At 46.8% G+C, this 16,724-nt stretch carries 18 protein-coding genes; all 18 read right to left on the bottom strand.

Going from position 1 to position 16,724, the window contains the following annotated elements; translation table 11 throughout:
* Positions 1 to 17 precede the first annotated feature (17 nt).
* Positions 18 to 1,058: an aspartate-semialdehyde dehydrogenase gene (gene asd / locus MKZ04_RS04520; protein WP_035338749.1), complete on the bottom strand. Its 1,041-nt coding sequence runs from the start codon at positions 1,056 to 1,058 to the stop codon at positions 18 to 20.
* Positions 1,059 to 1,184: 126 nt separating this feature from the next.
* Positions 1,185 to 1,778: a dipicolinate synthase subunit B gene (gene dpaB / locus MKZ04_RS04515; RefSeq protein WP_025811418.1), complete on the bottom strand. Its 594-nt coding sequence runs from the start codon at positions 1,776 to 1,778 to the stop codon at positions 1,185 to 1,187.
* A complete protein-coding gene (gene dpaA, locus MKZ04_RS04510) occupies positions 1,775 to 2,674 on the bottom strand; it encodes a dipicolinic acid synthetase subunit A (RefSeq protein WP_020451439.1) in 900 nt (299 codons plus the stop codon). The genes dpaB and dpaA overlap by 4 nt, the downstream gene beginning before the upstream one ends.
* Before the next feature lie 143 nt (positions 2,675 to 2,817).
* On the bottom strand, positions 2,818 to 3,078 hold the full coding sequence (locus MKZ04_RS04505) for a YlmC/YmxH family sporulation protein (protein WP_003181887.1): 261 nt from the start codon (positions 3,076 to 3,078) through the stop codon (positions 2,818 to 2,820).
* An 84-nt stretch (positions 3,079 to 3,162) separates the two neighbouring features.
* Positions 3,163 to 4,392: a M16 family metallopeptidase gene (locus MKZ04_RS04500; protein ID WP_025811414.1), complete on the bottom strand. Its 1,230-nt coding sequence runs from the start codon at positions 4,390 to 4,392 to the stop codon at positions 3,163 to 3,165.
* Positions 4,393 to 4,428: 36 nt separating this feature from the next.
* Entirely contained in the window at positions 4,429 to 5,391 is a 963-nt protein-coding gene (locus MKZ04_RS04495; RefSeq protein WP_026579722.1) for a polysaccharide deacetylase family protein, read from the bottom strand.
* 146 nt (positions 5,392 to 5,537) lie between these two features.
* The gene (gene pnp, locus MKZ04_RS04490; protein ID WP_020451436.1) at positions 5,538 to 7,655 is read right to left on the bottom strand and encodes a polyribonucleotide nucleotidyltransferase; all 2,118 of its coding nucleotides are present in this window, start codon (positions 7,653 to 7,655) and stop codon (positions 5,538 to 5,540) included.
* A gap of 201 nt (positions 7,656 to 7,856) precedes the next feature.
* Complete coding sequence (rpsO, locus tag MKZ04_RS04485) at positions 7,857 to 8,126, bottom strand: 30S ribosomal protein S15 (protein ID WP_003181879.1); 270 nt, start codon at positions 8,124 to 8,126, stop codon at positions 7,857 to 7,859.
* 184 nt (positions 8,127 to 8,310) lie between these two features.
* Entirely contained in the window at positions 8,311 to 9,270 is a 960-nt protein-coding gene (ribF, locus tag MKZ04_RS04480; RefSeq protein ID WP_265144844.1) for a bifunctional riboflavin kinase/FAD synthetase, read from the bottom strand.
* Positions 9,271 to 9,285: 15 nt separating this feature from the next.
* On the bottom strand, positions 9,286 to 10,215 hold the full coding sequence (gene truB, locus MKZ04_RS04475; RefSeq protein WP_265144843.1) for a tRNA pseudouridine(55) synthase TruB: 930 nt from the start codon (positions 10,213 to 10,215) through the stop codon (positions 9,286 to 9,288).
* Between the two features lie 71 nt (positions 10,216 to 10,286).
* Positions 10,287 to 10,640 carry a 30S ribosome-binding factor RbfA gene (gene rbfA / locus MKZ04_RS04470; protein WP_003181873.1) on the bottom strand — a complete coding sequence of 118 codons (354 nt, stop codon included), beginning with the start codon at positions 10,638 to 10,640 and terminating at the stop codon, positions 10,287 to 10,289.
* Between the two features lie 18 nt (positions 10,641 to 10,658).
* Positions 10,659 to 10,937 (bottom strand): DUF503 domain-containing protein, encoded by a 279-nt coding sequence (locus tag MKZ04_RS04465; protein WP_020451433.1) that lies wholly within the window; start codon positions 10,935 to 10,937, stop codon positions 10,659 to 10,661.
* Entirely contained in the window at positions 10,934 to 13,090 is a 2,157-nt protein-coding gene (infB, locus tag MKZ04_RS04460) for a translation initiation factor IF-2 (protein WP_020451432.1), read from the bottom strand. Before infB ends, MKZ04_RS04465 begins: the two co-directional genes overlap by 4 nt.
* Positions 13,091 to 13,109: 19 nt before the next feature.
* The gene (locus MKZ04_RS04455) at positions 13,110 to 13,412 is read right to left on the bottom strand and encodes a YlxQ family RNA-binding protein (protein ID WP_020451431.1); all 303 of its coding nucleotides are present in this window, start codon (positions 13,410 to 13,412) and stop codon (positions 13,110 to 13,112) included.
* A gap of 4 nt (positions 13,413 to 13,416) precedes the next feature.
* Positions 13,417 to 13,689: an RNase P modulator RnpM gene (gene rnpM, locus MKZ04_RS04450; RefSeq protein ID WP_020451430.1), complete on the bottom strand. Its 273-nt coding sequence runs from the start codon at positions 13,687 to 13,689 to the stop codon at positions 13,417 to 13,419.
* A gap of 13 nt (positions 13,690 to 13,702) precedes the next feature.
* Complete coding sequence (gene nusA / locus MKZ04_RS04445) at positions 13,703 to 14,821, bottom strand: transcription termination factor NusA (RefSeq protein ID WP_020451429.1); 1,119 nt, start codon at positions 14,819 to 14,821, stop codon at positions 13,703 to 13,705.
* Positions 14,822 to 14,852: 31 nt separating this feature from the next.
* Positions 14,853 to 15,326 carry a ribosome maturation factor RimP gene (gene rimP, locus MKZ04_RS04440; RefSeq protein ID WP_023857195.1) on the bottom strand — a complete coding sequence of 158 codons (474 nt, stop codon included), beginning with the start codon at positions 15,324 to 15,326 and terminating at the stop codon, positions 14,853 to 14,855.
* Between the two features lie 192 nt (positions 15,327 to 15,518).
* Entirely contained in the window at positions 15,519 to 16,706 is a 1,188-nt protein-coding gene (locus MKZ04_RS04435; protein ID WP_341045377.1) for a glycoside hydrolase 5 family protein, read from the bottom strand.
* Between the last annotated feature and the right edge of the window lie 18 nt (positions 16,707 to 16,724).

The raw sequence follows: 16,724 nt of genomic DNA, 5'->3' as shown, positions 1-16,724 counted from the left end.
ACATCCCGTTAGAAATCTTAAACTAAATTTAAAGCTTTTAGGCTTTCTGCGATTTGTACGGAATTCCATGCTGCGCCTTTCAGCAGGTTGTCGGAAACGATCCACAGATGGAAACCGTTCGGGCGGTCAAGGTCTTTTCTCACCCGGCCGACAAACACGTCTCTTTTTCCTACTGCATCTGCAGGCATCGGATAGACCTGTTCAGCCGGATCATCCTGCAGAACGACGCCTGGAGCTTCTTTTAACAGATTTTTAATATCTTCTGCTGTCACATCATTACGGTCTGTTTCGATGTAGACGGATTCTGAATGCCCTGTTGCAACCGGCAGTCTGACACATGTGGCTGAAACTTGAAGCTCAGGCATGTGCATGATTTTTTTCGTTTCATTTATCATTTTCATTTCCTCAAACGTAAAGCCGTTTTCCTGAAATTTATCGATTTGAGGAATAGCGTTAAATGCGATTTGGTAGTGTTTTTCATCACTCTTCACCGGCATGATCTCAGGCTCGAACGGTTTGTCGTTCAAAATGGCTTCGGTTTGCCCGTAGAGCTCTTTTACCGCTTCGTTTCCGGCTCCCGACACCGCCTGATAAGTCGACACGATGATTTTGTTTAAACCGAAAGCCTTGCGGATCGGTTCGAGCGCAACAACCATCTGGATTGTTGAACAGTTCGGATTTGCAATAATGCCGTTGTGCTTGTGCAAATCTGCCTCATTGACCTCAGGTACGACGAGCGGAGTGTTTTGGTCCATTCGGAACGCGCTCGTATTATCAATAACGATCGCCCCGCGTTTGACAGCCTCGTGAGCAAGCGCCTGCGAAACGCTTCCCCCAGCGCTGAAAAGCGCGATGTTGACGCCTTCAAAGCTCTCTGGACGAGCTTCTTCTACAGTGTACTCTTCGCCTTTGAAAGTCTGCTTCGTACCTGCTGAACGTTTTGAGGATAATAAAGTCAGTTTATCCAGTTCAAAATTCCTGTCTTCTAGTGTTTTTAACATTTGCTGTCCTACAGCGCCTGTCGCACCAACTACTGCTACATGTAATCCTCTGCCCAATTGTAAAACTCCTTCCACCTTAATCGTCGTAAACGATTGGTTGACTATGCATTTTACATTTTATTTTAACATAGATGTGTGCCGTGGTGATTGATATTTTTTGTTACAACTTTATTTTCAAAAGATTTATTGATCACTGTGGACCAGGATAGGCTGCATTTGTTTATGGGAGAGCGCTTCTTCGACCGCCGGCACTAAAAGATCCATTTTGGCGACGAGCGAATTCGGCTTTTTATAAGGATCATCCTGGCCGAACGGAATAAAGTAAACGTTTTTTGCCGCCATCAGCCTCATTAAGTTGACGCCGTTCAAGCCGAGCGCATCATTCGTTGAAATACCGAGGACAACGGGACGGGAGTTTCTCATCGTCGCCTTGGCCGCCATGAGAACCGGACTGTCCGTCTGGGCGTTTGCGAGCTTGCTCATCGAATTTCCCGTCAGTGGCGCAACAACCATGCAGTCCAGCGGAGTTTTCGGTCCGAGAGGCTCCGCTTTCGGAATGGAATCAATGACTTTAAATCCAGTCAGTTCCTCTATTCTCCTGACCCATTCTTCTCCTTCTCCAAAGCGTGTGTCCGTCGATTTGACAGTATGTGTGACGACCGGTCTCACTTCAGCTCCATTGTTGATCAGCGCTTCGATTTGCGGAAATACAGCATCATACGTGCAATGTGAACCCGTCAGACCAAATCCGATTCTTTTTCCTTTGATCGACATTATGACAGCCCCTTTCGGTCGGTTGTTAATTCAGACAAAAGGTTGCACAAAACATTGGCAATAATCTGTCCCGCCGTTTTAGGCGCGACGATCCCGGGGAGTCCCGGAGCAAGCAGCGCTTTAATGCCTTGCTTTTCAGCAAAATCAAAATCGGTGCCTCCGGGACGGGTTGCTAAATCGAGAATTAATGTTCTGGGTGTCATTCGTGAGAGGACGTGTTTATCGAGAATCAGGCTTGGAATGGTATTGATGCAAATGTCGATATTTTCAACATGCTCTGCAAGTTCGTTTGTGTGGAAAGGAGTGAGGCCCATCTCCAAGATTCTGGCGAGGTGGGCGGAGTCGCGCGCTCCGACTTTTACGCGTGCTCCGAGCGCCGAGAACGACCGGCTGATGCTCATTCCCGTCCGCCCGAGCCCGAGAACCATCACATTCGAGCCGTGAATCGTAAAGTCTGTATGCTGTATGGCCATCATAATGGCACCTTCGACTGTAGGTATCGAGTTGTAAATCGCAATATCGTCTCTTTCAAAGAGCTTGACAAGACGGCGGTTTGCCCCTTTGGCCATGCCGTCTAAATACTGGTTTGAAATCCCTGAATAAATCGCACAGTGAGGCGGAGTTTTTTCTAAATGTTCCTGTTTTAACACCACTTTTTCATTGGAAAAAACAGTCGCAACCGTTCCTTCCATCGATGTGCCTGATACAGGCAGAATAATGCTGTCTATTGTGCCAAAGTCGAGTTCGTTCAGCTTTAGTTTTGTAGCTCCGGTAAACCCGTGATCAAGCTGGTCAAAACCGATTAAAAAGACCTTTGCATCCTGTTCCGTCAGCTTGCGGATGATCTCGAGCTGCCTTGCATCGCCGCCGATGATTGCAATCGTTAATCCGGTTAACATGGCTCTAACATTCACCTTCTTTTTTGACAAGGATCTAATTCATAAGCTAATTTCATCATATGACAAAAAGGAAATAGCGGTGAATTGAAATCCAGAAAAACAAAAAGCCCGCCCCAAGGGACGGGCGGGTGTTCTAGGCTTGCTTATTCTTCTTTTGTCACGCTGCTTTCCGGCACATCCAAAATGATCATATCCGATCCGATTTTTTGAATTTGCGACCAGGGCACCTTGATGTCATTCCCCTGTTTTCTGCCAAGTCCGAACCATTTTACAGAAGGGATAATAAGAGCGGTAATCTGTCCGTCCTGCTCATTGATCTCAAGATCCGTCTGCCCCAGTACGCCAAGCCGTTCAGCCCGCTTAACATCGACGATTTCTTTTCCCGAAAGCTCACTCAGCCTCATGAAAAAACCCCCTTTTGTTATGATGTATGAACCGATAACAAAAAACATGCCTGCCTAAAAAGACAAGCATGTTTTAACGAGGTATTATTTCGGCAGCTCACCCGACGGGCTGATCAATGCAGACGAGTAATCATCGGTGAAAATCCGGTTGGCAAGATTGTTCACACGCTCAAGGCTGACGGCATTCAACTTTTCGATGATTTCATCAAGCGTCCGGTGTTTGCCGAGCAAAAGCTCATTTTTGCCGTTGCGGCTCATTTTGCTGTTTGTGCTTTCGAGACTGAGCATCAGGCTGCCTTTCATTTGCTCTTTGCTGTTTTCAAGCTCTTTCGGTGTAATTCCGTCGCTTTTCAGCACACGCAGTGTTTCATGAATCGTTTCTGACAGAAGCTGAAGCTGATTTGCGCCGGTTCCGGCGTAGATCGTCATCATGCCGCTGTCTTCATAGGAAGTGTGGTAGCTGAACACGGAATATGCAAGACCTTTATCTTCCCGGACATCCTGAAAGAGGCGGCTGCTCATGCTCCCTCCCAAAATATTATTGAGAACGATCAAATCGTAGATTTCCGGGTGACCTGCTTCCAGCCCGTTAAAGCCGAGACAGAGGTGAGCCTGTTCGGTTTCTTTTTTGCGCGTCATTTTCTCATGATGAAAATCCGGTTTTGTCATGCCGGTTCTTTTGCCTTTGGCTTCATATGAGCCAAAGTGCTTTTCAGCTTCTTTTATAAAAGCTTCCGGCACATTTCCGGCTATCGAAATGACGACGCGGTCAGGCGTGTAATATTCGTCCATATATTTTCTGAGCGAATCTCCGTCAAATTCAGCAAGCGTCTCCTCTGTGCCGAGGATCGGATAACCGAGGGAATGGCTGCCGAATGACGCTTTGCTCAAGAGATCGTGGACGATGTCGTCAGGCGTGTCCTCATACATTTTAATCTCTTCATAGACGACGTTTTTTTCTTTTTTCAATTCTTCCTCGTCAAATGATGAATGAAAGAACATGTCAGAAAGCACTTCCAGAGCATAGCTTGCATGCTCATCGAGAACTTTGGCGTAATAGCACGTATATTCCTTTGAGGTAAACGCGTTGACCTGTCCGCCGATTCTGTCGAAAGACTCTGCGATGTCCCTTGCAGTGCGCGTTTTAGTCCCTTTGAAAAACATGTGCTCAAGAAAGTGCGAAATACCGTTAATTTCAGGTGTTTCATGTCTTGATCCGGTTCCAATCCAAACTCCGATGGCCACAGACCGGACAGTGGGATTGTTTTCGAATACGATTCTTACCCCATTTTGACAAGTATACCGTTTAATCAAATTTGTTCCTCCTATTCAAAGAACGGGCCGCACATCCTATTCTTCAACAAGCCTTTTTTCATTCATCAGCTGTGAGACAGTTCCGATTTGATAGCCTTTTTCATGAAGGTTCTGTATCAAAACGGCAAGACTTTTTGCAGTTGGATCTGTCGGATGCATTAATATCATGGCGCCGTTATGTACTTTGCTTAATACCCGTTGCTGTAAGACGGCCGGCTGCGGTTTCTGCCAATCGATCGTATCAACTGTCCACATGATCGTTCCCATCCCCATCTTGTGAGCCTGATCCACAACCTCTTTGCGGAAGCTGCCGCTCGGCGGGGCGAACCATTTCGGCTTGACGCCGAGCGTTTCCTCTATTTGTTCATTTGTCATCCGCAGCTGTTCTGAAATACGTTCTCTCGTCAGTTTGCTCATATCCGGATGATTGTATGAATGGTTTCCGATTTCATGTCCGCCGTTTTGGATGGCTTTTGCGAGCTCGGAGTGATGTTTCACCCATCTGCCCTCCAAAAAAAAGGTGGCTTTGACACGATGCTTTTCTAAAACGGGAAGCATCTCCTGCAAATATTCATTACCCCAGGCGACATTGATAATAAACGATACCATCGGTTTATCCGGGTGTCCGCGGTAGATCGGCTCAGGCTTTAAGGATTCTAAATGAACATCAGGTTTCACTTGATCATAAACGAGCAGCTTCTCATCAAATGCTCCGGCCCGTTTCATTTTTTTGTACGATTTTTCGATGTTTACTTTTAAGCCGTTGTAGCCGGGAATCGCTTTCCATATTTGATCAATTTTCGCATTTTGGGCCTTTACTTCATATTCAGGCGCTTTTTGCAAAAGCTCCTGGTACAATTCGTCCTTCTGAGCGGCAACCGTGACCGCATCTTTTTTCATCGCATCTATGTAATGTTGTGAATACGGACGGTTCATCATCTGATAGGACATCAGCAAAAGAAAGAAAAAAACGGAAACACGAACAATCGTTCTTTTCAATTGTATTCCTCCCTTCCCCACAAAATATGTGAGAAAAGGACAAGATAGAACCGGACCGTTTTCACGGCTTAAAACAAAGAAGCCGGGTTACCCAGGCTTCCTTTTGCTTTGAAGACGAAGACAGAAGCAAGATAAAACACCGTTTTTTACGATTTTTGTTCTTCTTTTTCCTTCTGTTCACGCAGTACAGCTTTTCTTGATAAGTTAACGCGTCCTTGTTTATCGATTTCGGTAACCTTAACAAGGAGCTCGTCGCCGATTTTGACGACATCTTCGACTTTTCCTACCCGTTCGAGCGCAAGCTCTGAAATATGGACCAAACCGTCTTTTCCGCTGAACAGTTCAACGAAAGCTCCGAATTTTTCAATCCGCTTTACTTTACCTAAGTAAAGCTGTCCGACCTCAACTTCTCTGACAAGGTCTTCGATAATTTTCTTCGCTTTTTGGTTCATGCTTTCATCGGTGGAAGAGATGAAGATTGTGCCGTCTTGTTCAATATCGATTTTAACACCTGTATCTTCAATGATCTTATTGATTTGTTTTCCGCTTGGTCCGATGACGTCGCGGATTTTATCCGGATTGATCGACATCGTCAAGATTTTCGGCGCATAAGGAGAAAGTTCTTTTCTTGATTCAGCCAATGTGCTCAGCATGCTTTCAAGAATTTCCATTCTGCCTTTTTTCGCCTGCTGAAGAGCCTCTTCCAAAATCTCTCTTGATAGGCCTTCAATTTTAATATCCATTTGCAGAGCTGTGACGCCTTTGGACGTTCCCGCTACTTTAAAGTCCATATCTCCGAGATGGTCTTCCATACCTTGAATATCGGTTAGGACCGTGTAGTTGTCACCTGATTTAACAAGACCCATTGCGATTCCGGCCACCGGAGCTTTAATCGGCACCCCTGCATCCATCATAGCAAGCGTGCTTGCACAAATGCTCGCCTGGGAAGTTGAACCGTTTGATTCAAGCACTTCAGAGACGAGGCGGATGGTGTACGGGAAGTCTTTTTCAGACGGAACAATCGGCTCAAGCGCACGTTCCCCGAGGGCTCCGTGCCCGATTTCGCGGCGTCCCGGTCCGCGCATCGGCCCTGTTTCCCCGACGCTGAACTGCGGGAAGTTGTAATGGTGCATAAAGCGTTTTGATTCCTCGACACCGAGACCGTCCAAAATTTGTACATCGCCAAGCGCACCGAGCGTACAAATGCTGAGCGCCTGCGTCTGCCCCCGTGTGAAAAGGCCTGAACCGTGTGTTCTCGGAAGGAGTCCGACTTCTGAAGAAAGCGGGCGGATCTCATCGACTGCCCGGCCGTCAGGACGAACTTTTTCCTCCGTGATCAGACGGCGCACTTCATTTTTAACAAGCTGCGACAAAATGTCTTTCACTTGTTTCAGCGTGTCTTCATCGTGTTCCTCTTCTTCAAACTTGGCCAATACCTCGTTTTTCACTTCGCTGATCGCGTCCTCGCGCGCGTGCTTTTCATGAACCTGGATCGCTTTTAAGAGGTTTGATTCGGCCATTCCCCGCACTTTTTCTTTCAGATCGGAATCGATCTCATACAGGGTGATTTCTGATTTTTCTTTCCCGACAGCGGCGACGATTTCCTCCTGGAACGCAATAAGCCGCTTGATCTCCTCGTGACCGAACATGATCGCTTCAAGCATGATCTCTTCCGGAACTTCGTCTGCTCCTGCTTCAACCATGTTGATCGCATCTTTCGTTCCCGCTACGACGAGGTGAATGTCGCTTTTTTCAAGCTGTTCAAGTGTCGGATTAATAATAAATTCGTTGTCAACCCGGCCTACCGTCACTCCGGCGATCGGCCCTTCAAACGGGATGTCCGATACGGACAGCGCAAGAGACGATCCGAACATTGCCGCCATTTCCGACGAACAATCCTGGTCAACACTCATGACGATGCTGACGACTTGAACTTCATTCCGGAAGCCGTCTGCGAACAGCGGACGAATCGGCCGGTCGATTAACCGGCTGGCGAGAATCGCTTTTTCGCTCGGTCTGCCCTCTCTTTTAATAAACCCGCCCGGAATCTTTCCGACGGCGTAAAGTCTTTCTTCATAATTCACGGTTAACGGGAAGAAATCTACGGTTTTAGGTTCTTTTGAAGCCGTTGCGGTGCTGAGAACAGCGGTGTCTCCATAACGCACCATGACAGCTCCGTTTGCTTGTTTTGCAAGCTGGCCGGTTTCTACCGTCAGCTTGCGGCCGGCCCAATCTATGGAAAAGACATGTTTCTCTTGTCCCATTCTTATATGAACTCCTCTCTTCGGATAGTTTTTACGTTACTCCTATTATGAACGAAATGAATTGAACATATCAATGGCAAAGTGCTATGTAAAGAATGAATCGGTGTCATTTAAAATCATTTATATGAACAACGCGTTTTAGAGTTGCCGGATATTCGTTCTTATACGATAAAAAAGCGGGAATCCTCCCGCTTTTTACGATTATCGACGTAATCCTAGTTTGTTGATCAACTCACGGTAACGAGTTACGTCTTTGTTACGAAGATACGTAAGAAGATTACGACGTTTACCTACCATTTTAAGAAGACCGCGACGTGAGTGATGGTCTTTCTTGTGAGTGCGTAAATGCTCGTTCAAGTTGTTGATTTGATCTGTTAGGATAGCGATCTGAACTTCCGGTGATCCCGTGTCAGATTCGTGGGTTTTGAACTCATTGATGAGTTGTGTTTTACGCTCTTGAGTAATTGCCATCCTGTTTCACCTCCATATAATATTAGCCCCGATTACCTAGCAAACGCCGGTGATTCGATTTGCCAAGTGAACGGTTTTAAAGCTACAGACAATATGATACTAGAAATGCGGGCCTAATGCAACCATTTATGATGAAGTTTAGCTATTATCACCATTGTTGACGCGTATTGCCGTTTCCATACATCTAGATTTCGGCCGGCTTCCGCTCTCTGAAGAAGCGGATCGCTTCTTCTTTGTCTCTAGAAATCTGTTCGACAAGCTCGGCAACGCTGCCGAATTTTTTTTCGCTCCTCAGCCGCTTATACCATTCGACCTTAATTTCGGACCCGTATATGTCACGGTCAAAATCGAATAAGTTGACTTCGATTGATGGCTGCCCCGGCCGTTTTTCGTAAAACGTCGGCTTGTATCCGACATTGCAGACGCCGTTGTAGACAGCGCCGCCGATTTCGGCTTTAACGGCATACACACCTGTCGGCGGGACGATGTATGTGTCTTTAAGGCCGATATTGGCAGTCGGAAATCCGATCGTTCGGCCCCTTTTATCGCCGTGGATCACAAAGCCTTTCACATGGTACGGCCTGCCGAGCAGTTCAGCGGCGTACTCGACGTCTCCGGCTCCCAGGACGGTGCGGATTCTCGTGGAGCTCACCTTTTGGTCCTGATTGGAGTATTTTGCGACAGACGTGCTTTTGACACGGCCTTTCGCATACTCTTGGAAGTTTTCCATTGTGCCTTTGCCGAATTTCCCGAAGGTAAAGTCAAACCCGGCTACAACATGAGTAACGTGAAAGCCGAGTATATATTGATCGATAAATTCTTCAGGCGATAGAGAAGCGAATTCAGGGGTAAATGTGACAACGTATAAAAAATCGACCCCTAAATCTTCAATGATGCTGATTTTGTCCTGCAAAGGCGTGATTAAATCTTTTGGCTCCCGGCCTTTTTTGAGCACGGCAGAAGGGTGGGGATGAAAGGTCATCACGGCCGTTTTGACCCCTTCTCTTGCCGCGGTGTTTTTTGCTGTAAGAATCACTTGCTGATGTCCCAGGTGAACACCGTCAAAATAGCCTAATGCCATAACTGATGTCGGAAAATCCTCACGCTTCAAGTCGTGTGGGTGGGAAATATGTATCGTCTTCAAGAACGGTCACCTTTTCTATTGTTCGCTTTTTTGCACGAGTACTTTTGCCGGCTTCAACAGGCCGGTTTTGGTCGGATGCGGATAATAGACGGCTGTGCACCGGCCTGCTTCCGTAAAGACCGCAATGCGGTCTTCGCTCGTCAAATGAGAAAAGCTGCCGGGCGTTTCAAGCACCGCTCCATTTTCCACTTTCTTAGCTAATGTATCACTAATTATCCATTTCGGCAAATGATCAAGCGCACGTTCGATGGGGACGAGCTTTTCGGACAATGTTCCGCCAGCAATCAAGCCTTCAACGTCTTCAAAGGTCAAGCATTCATCAAGGGTAAAAGGGCCTGATGCGGTCCTGACCAGGTTGGACATATACGCGGGATATCCGAGCTTCTCCCCGATTGTTACCGCCAAGGTCCTGACATATGTGCCTTTTGAACATGTCACAACAAACCGAAAGCGGGCTTTATCCTGCTCATGGCGAATCTCGGATGTCAGTTCGATATGATGGATGGTGATGGCCCGCTTCGGCCGTTCAACCTCGATTCCGGCCCGCGCGTATTCATACAGCTTTTTGCCGCCTACCTTGACAGCGGAATACATCGGCGGGACTTGCTCAATCGTTCCTTCAAGAGATCTCAGGACGCTCTGCACGGCCTGTTCATCAGGCGGCGCTAAGACGGGTTTCTTTTCCGTGACTTGCCCCGTCTGGTCTTCTGTCTCCGTGGAACAGCCAAGCGTGACCTCTGCATCATATGTTTTGGACTTTTCCGTCAAATACTCGACGACTTTGGTTGCTCTCCCGACGCAGATCGGGAGAACGCCCGACACCTCGGGATCCAATGTGCCGGTATGGCCGACCTTTTTTGTTTTCAACAGTTTGCGGATCTTCATGACGCAGTCGTGCGAAGTCATGCCGACCGGTTTATGTAACAGAAGGACTCCGTTATACATTCGTGTTTCTTCGCCCCTTTCTCATTTGGAGCTAAAAAGGACAGGCAGTCGCCCGCCTATCCTTTTTCAGCTTATGATTCTTCTTTGTTTGCGTTCAGCTCGTGAATCAATGTTTCGATACGGTTTCCGTAATCGATCGATTCATCAAACTCAAAATGGATTTCAGGTGTTTTGCGAAGCCTGATTCGGTTTCCAAGTTCGGAACGAATAAAGCCCTTTGCTTTTGCCAGGCCTTTGAGCGTTTCTTCCCGTTTCTTTTCATCGCCTAAAACGGAAATATACACTTTAGCAATTTGCAAATCACCTGAGACCCTGACATCAGTGACTGTTAAAAATCCGATCCGCGGATCTTTCAGCTTTCTGCCGATAATGTCACCAAGTTCTTTTTTCATCTGCTCACCCACACGGGTAGCTCTCATCGTCATGACCATACCACCTCTACGTTAAAACCACTCTGTTCTCGTAATCGTCCGTTCAATTTCCGGAAAAGAGTCGATAAAGCTTAGAACCCGTTGCAGCTCTTTTTCCGTTTGCACGCGAGAGGAAGAAACGGCGGCGATACCAAAGCTTGTGCGCTGCCAAGTGTCCTGGTAGTCAATTTCTGAAACAGAAACGTTGAACTTTGCGCGGATTCTTGTGATCACCCGCTTCAGCACCGCCCGTTTTTCCTTGAGTGATGATGCATCGTAAATGATGCATTCGCATTCAACGAAACCGATCACTTTCTTTCAATTTCTTGCATGACATACGCTTCGATCATATCGCCTTCGCGAATGTCGTTGTATTTCTTAATGGTGATACCACATTCATATCCTTGTGAAACTTCTTTCACATCATCTTTAAAGCGTTTCAGCACATCGACTTCCCCTTCATAGATGACGACGCCGTCGCGGATTAAGCGGATTCCGCTGTCACGTGTGATCGTACCTTCCGTTACATAGCCTCCGGCAATCGTTCCGATTTTAGAGACTTTGAATGTTTGACGGACTTCAACCATGCCGATCACTTTTTCTTCATACTCAGGATCAAGCATGCCTTTCATGGCTGCTTCGATCTCATCGATGACTTTATAAATGATGCGGTGAAGGCGGATATCCACATTTTCGGCTTCGGCGGTACTCTTAGCATTTCCGTCAGGTCTGACATTAAACCCAATCACGATTGCATTTGAAGCAGAAGCTAAAATAATGTCTGATTCGGTAATCGCACCTACGCCTGTGTGGATGATTTTGACTCTGACGCCTTCGACTTCTATTTTTTGCAGTGCTGCAACGAGAGCTTCAGCAGAGCCTTGAACATCAGCTTTGACAACGAGATTAATGTCTTTGACATCGCCTTGTTTAATCTGTTCAAACAAGTCATCAAGGCTGAGCTTCGCTTTATCGCTGCGCTGTTCTTCAAGCTGTTTGGTAGCGCGGGCTTCGCCGACTGAACGGGCTGTTTTTTCGTCTTTGAACACAAGGAACTGATCCCCTGCGTTCGGAACTTCGTTCAATCCGGTGATTTCAACAGGTGTTGACGGCCCCGCCGATTTAACGCGTCTGCCGACATCATTGACCATCGCGCGAACGCGGCCAAATGTGTTCCCGACGACAATCGGATCTCCGACGTGAAGCGTTCCGTTTTGAACGAGCAGTGTTGCGACAGAACCTTTTCCTTTATCAAGCTCGGCTTCGATGACCGTTCCTTTTGCTCTGCGGTTCGGATTCGCTTTGAGCTCCTCGACCTCGCTGACGAGCAGGATCATTTCGATCAGCTCATCGATTCCCTCTCCTGACAGTGCTGAAAGAGGAACGAAAATCGTCTCGCCTCCCCATGCTTCAGGAACAAGACCGTGCTCTGTCAGCTCCTGCATCACCCGGTCAGGGTTTGCCGTCGGTTTGTCGATTTTGTTGACAGCGACGATGATCGGCACTTCAGCCGCTTTCGCATGGTTGATCGCTTCGACCGTCTGCGGCATGACCCCGTCATCTGCAGCTACGACGAGAATCGTAATATCCGTAACTTCCGCACCGCGTGCGCGCATCGTTGTGAATGCGGCGTGGCCCGGAGTGTCAAGGAAGGTGATCTTTTTGCCGTTTTCCTCGATCTGATAAGCGCCAATATGCTGTGTGATGCCTCCGGCTTCGCCTTCGACGACCTTCGTTTTTCTGATGCTGTCAAGAAGCGTTGTTTTTCCGTGGTCGACGTGGCCCATGATTGTTACGACAGGAGGACGGATTTCAAGGTCTTCTTCTTGATCCGGCTCTTCGTATTTTTCGAGCTCGGTTTCTTCAAGGACGATCACTTCTTCGACGTCGACGCCGTATTCTGAAGCGATCAGCTCAACGGTATCTTTGTCAAGATCTTGGTTGATCGTTGCCATAGTGCCGAGAAGCATTAATTTTTTAATGATTTCTGACGGTTCTTTTCCGAGCTCTTCGGCAAGCTGCCCGACCGACATTGAGTTGGTAAATTCGATTTTTTCAGGCAGTTCTTTTTTCGGCTTGAACTGCTTCTCCTGCGGAGATTGATGATTTTTACCGCGCTTGTTCTTTTTGTTATTGTTGTTGTTGTTTTTCTTCTTGTTTTTATTGTTAAATTGAGTATTCTGCACGTTATTCTTCTTTCCGTCTCGATTTTTGTTTGGCTTACTTCCGGCATTCTGTTTTGCGGCTTCTTGCTGCGGCTTTTGTCCGCCTGTACCGGCATCCTTTTTATTTCCCGCAGGTTTAGCGCTCTTCTTGAATTTTTGATCGAGCTGTTTGATCGCATTTTCTTCGATCATCGCCATATGGTTATTGACTTCGATATTCATATCTTTCAATGCCGCGATAATATCCTTACTTGAAACATTTATGGCTTTTGCATATTCATAAACTCTCATTTTAGCCATTCGTTCACCCCCAAAAAAATTAATCGAGCTTTCGGAGCAACGTATTCGCAAAACCTTGATCAGTGACAGCAACAACCACACGGGATTCTTTGCCGATTGAACGGCCCAAAAGCATACGATCTCCGACTTTTTTCACCGGTACATCGTAGTGCCTGCATTTGTCGGTTACTTTTTTCTCCGTGTTAGCCGATGCGTCGTCTGCAAGCAAAACAAGCTTTGCGCGCGAATGCCTGATTTCTTTCACAACCAGGTCTTCTCCGGACACGACCTTTCGAGCTCGATTCGCCAGACCCAGCAAGGAAAACCATTCTGATTCCGACATTTATCTAATTCTCCTTTTCCGCCAGTTCCAGCAGTTCATCAAAAATCTGATCATCAATCTGTGCTTGAAGCTGATTTGCTAAGCTGTTTTTCTTTTTTGCAGTTAAAATGACGTCTTTATCAAGAGTAAGGTAGGCTCCCCGGCCGTTTTTCTTGCCGGTCGGGTCTACGGAAACTTCCCCTTCTTTCGAACGGACGACGCGGATGAGCTCCTTTTTAGGCTTCATTTCCCCTGTTACGACGCATTTTCTAAGCGGGATCTTCTTTCGGCTTTTCACCAAAGGTCACCTCTTATTCATCCGATTCTGGAGTTTCGCTTTCAAAGAAAAGCTCTTCCGGCTCCTCTTCTTCAAGCTCCCTTGGATAAATTCCAAGCTCTCTTGCATCTGTTTCGCTTTTAATATCGATCTTCCAGCTTGTCAGCTTGGCTGCCAGGCGGGCGTTTTGACCTCTTTTTCCGATGGCGAGCGACAGCTGGTAGTCAGGAACGACAACCGTTGTCGCCTTATCCTCTTCATTGACGATGACGTCGAGCACTTTTGAAGGGCTCAGCGCATTGGCGACGAATTCAACCGGGTCGTTTGACCAATGAACAATATCAATTTTCTCGCCTTTCAATTCATTGACGATCGCCTGAACGCGCTGACCCTTCGGTCCGACGCAGGCGCCGACGGGATCGATGTCGGGATTATCCGTGCGCACGGAAATCTTCGAGCGGTCTCCCGCTTCTCTCGCCACGGATTTGAGCTCGACCGTTCCATCGTAAATTTCCGGGACTTCGATTTCAAAGAGACGTTTTAATAAACCTGGATGAGTTCTTGAAACGTAAATCTGCGGACCCTTCGTCGTTTTTTCGACTTTTGTAATGAACACTTTGATCCGGTCATGGGGCTTGTAGACTTCATTCGGCATCTGTTCTGAAACCGGCAGAAGGGCCTCGATTTTTCCTAAAGAGACATAGATGAACTTATTGTCGATCCGCTGAACGATGCCTGTCATGATATCTTCTTCGCGATCGATGAATTCAGAATAGATGACGCCGCGCTCCGCTTCGCGGACGCGCTGAGTCACGACCTGCTTTGCCGTCTGGGCAGCGATGCGGCCGAAATCCTTCGGCGTCACTTCGATTTCCACGACATCTCCGACAATGTAGTTCGGATTGATGTTTACGGCATCTTCAATCGAGATTTCAAGGCGCGGATCATACACTTCATCCACGACATCTTTGCGGGCGAAAACGCGGATTGAACCGGTGTCGCGATTTAAATCTACCCTGACGTTCTGCGCCTGGTTGAAGTTCCGCTTATAAGCGGAAATGAGCGCAGCTTCAATTGCTTCAATAATAATGTCCTTACTGATTCCCTTTTCTTTTTCAAGAACAGTCAGGGCATCTAACAACTCACTACTCATGTTTATGGTTTCCCCCTTAAACAGTCAAAAATTAATTGAACGAAACAGCCAGCCTTGCTTTGGCTACTTTATCATATGGAATATTGATCGTTTTCCGGCGTGTTTTGATCATCACCGCGACTTCCACGTTTTCACCGTCAAATGCGGAAAGCTCGCCTTCAAACTCTTTATTGCCTTCAATAGGTTCGTACGTTTTAATATATACGTTTTTTCCGAGCGCTTTCATGAAATCGGCTTCTTTCTTTAAAGGCCTCTCAGCTCCAGGTGACGATACTTCAAGAAAATAGTTTTGCTTGATCGGGTCAGCCTCGTCGAGCTTTTCACTAAGAGCTTCGCTAACCTTGGCACATTCCTCGATGTCCACGCCGTCATCTGAATCAATAAACACGCGAAGAAACCAGCTCGGACCTTCCTTGACAAATTCGATGTCAACGAGTTCAAGCTGAAGATTGTCTAGTATAGGCTGGACCATTTCGCTGACGGTATCGATCACTTTGTTACTCATACTTTTCCTCCTTGTGCAGGCTCCCATTCATCAGCTCCCTCGTAAAAACCCTGCTTCAAAAGCAGGGGATTTAGAAAAAACGATGAACATGTCGAGACAAAATTGCCTGTTCAATACAAAAGAGCGGGTTTCCCCACTCTTCGCCTCGGCTATCGTTAGCATTTCCAATAAAACTATACCATAACCATATTTTTATTGCAAATCATGACAGCGTTTAGTCTGACGCATTTCGGAAGCGGATGATTTTTCATTCATCCGCTTCGCATGTTCTGAAATGACAGAAGCGGCAGAGCTCGGATAAACGATCCGAAAACCGTCATAATCCGGATAAAGGGTCCCGTCATCCTGAATACCGGTCAAAATCCAAAATTGGCTGCCCGCTCCGCCCTGCTTTTCTATGAGTTCAAGCCATGTTCTGTAGACGTCGTCCCTTCTGGACTTATCCTGATAGCCGTACTCTTCTAAAACGACCGGCTTGCCGATTTCTTTTCCATCGCAAATATGGTCTGTGATCCACTGATTTCCCCATTCGGCCGTTTTGCCCCAATGATCCGGATAGAGGTGATATGTGCCGTAATCAATATGCTTAAGAGCAGTCAGCCTTTTCCAATCCACACCTTCTCCGCCGCTGTAATGCCAATCAGGGTGCCCTTCTATATGATAAAATCCTTCATCTCCAACCGCTACAAGATGGTTCTGATCAATGGATTTAATAAATTCGCTCATCTCATCCGCCCATTCGACAAGTGTATTTCCGGTTCTGTCAGACTGGACCCTTGGTTCATTGGCAAGCTCCCACGCCATAATCGCGGGATCATCTTTATATTTGACGCCATTATATGTGTTGACTCGGTTCAGCATATAGGATACATAATTTTTATACGCCTCTTTAATGTCCGGATGAGTATAAAAGGCGTCATGTCCATCCGCCTGAAACCACCTGACATATTGATTCATTCCGCCGAAATCATCCCAGTTGTTCACAAAAGGGATGACTAGTTTTATCCCTGTCTGTCCCGCTTTATAAATGGCATAGTCAAGCTTTGAAAAGCCTGATTCATCATATATGCCCGGCCTTGGCTGCATGACGGTATTTTCCTGCGGCTGGCCGTCAAGAAATCCCCAGATGCGGATCACTTTCAATTTCATCGCTTTCATATCTTCGAACACATCGTCGACCATTTTTTTAGATTTATAATGGAAATAATAGTTATTCGTCCCGGCAAAATAAAAGTCTTTTCCATTTAAAATGAACGATGTTCCGGATGTCACAACAAAAGGAGACGCAGCTAGTGCCGGCCGGGGATTGCCAAATTGAATGGCGGAAAGCGCAAGCAAAAACGGTATCAGCAGTGTCAAAAAAAACTTTTTCGTCATCATTATTTTTCCCTGCTTTCA

The organism is Bacillus sp. FSL W7-1354 (assembly GCF_038002405.1).
GTDB classification, from domain to species: Bacteria; Bacillota; Bacilli; order Bacillales; family Bacillaceae; genus Bacillus; species Bacillus paralicheniformis.
Note: the sequence above shows the minus strand (reverse complement) of the source record. Positions and strands in the feature narration are given on the sequence as shown.

Bases quoted from the DNA above. Each gene is read 5' to 3' on its own strand.
- MKZ04_RS04455 (WP_020451431.1), bottom strand. From the start codon at position 13,412: ATGTCGGAATCAGAATGGTTTTCCTTGCTGGGTCTGGCGAATCGAGCT.
- MKZ04_RS04505 (WP_003181887.1), bottom strand. From the start codon at position 3,078: ATGAGGCTGAGTGAGCTTTCGGGAAAAGAAATCGTCGATGTTAAGCGG.
- infB (WP_020451432.1), bottom strand. From the start codon at position 13,090: ATGGCTAAAATGAGAGTTTATGAATATGCAAAAGCCATAAATGTTTCA.
- MKZ04_RS04435 (WP_341045377.1), bottom strand. From the start codon at position 16,706: ATGATGACGAAAAAGTTTTTTTTGACACTGCTGATACCGTTTTTGCTT.
- rpsO (WP_003181879.1), bottom strand. From the start codon at position 8,126: ATGGCAATTACTCAAGAGCGTAAAACACAACTCATCAATGAGTTCAAA.
- truB (WP_265144843.1), bottom strand. From the start codon at position 10,215: ATGTATAACGGAGTCCTTCTGTTACATAAACCGGTCGGCATGACTTCG.
- rimP (WP_023857195.1), bottom strand. From the start codon at position 15,326: ATGAGTAACAAAGTGATCGATACCGTCAGCGAAATGGTCCAGCCTATA.
- nusA (WP_020451429.1), bottom strand. From the start codon at position 14,821: ATGAGTAGTGAGTTGTTAGATGCCCTGACTGTTCTTGAAAAAGAAAAG.
- pnp (WP_020451436.1), bottom strand. From the start codon at position 7,655: ATGGGACAAGAGAAACATGTCTTTTCCATAGATTGGGCCGGCCGCAAG.
- dpaA (WP_020451439.1), bottom strand. From the start codon at position 2,674: ATGTTAACCGGATTAACGATTGCAATCATCGGCGGCGATGCAAGGCAG.
- rbfA (WP_003181873.1), bottom strand. From the start codon at position 10,640: ATGACGATGAGAGCTACCCGTGTGGGTGAGCAGATGAAAAAAGAACTT.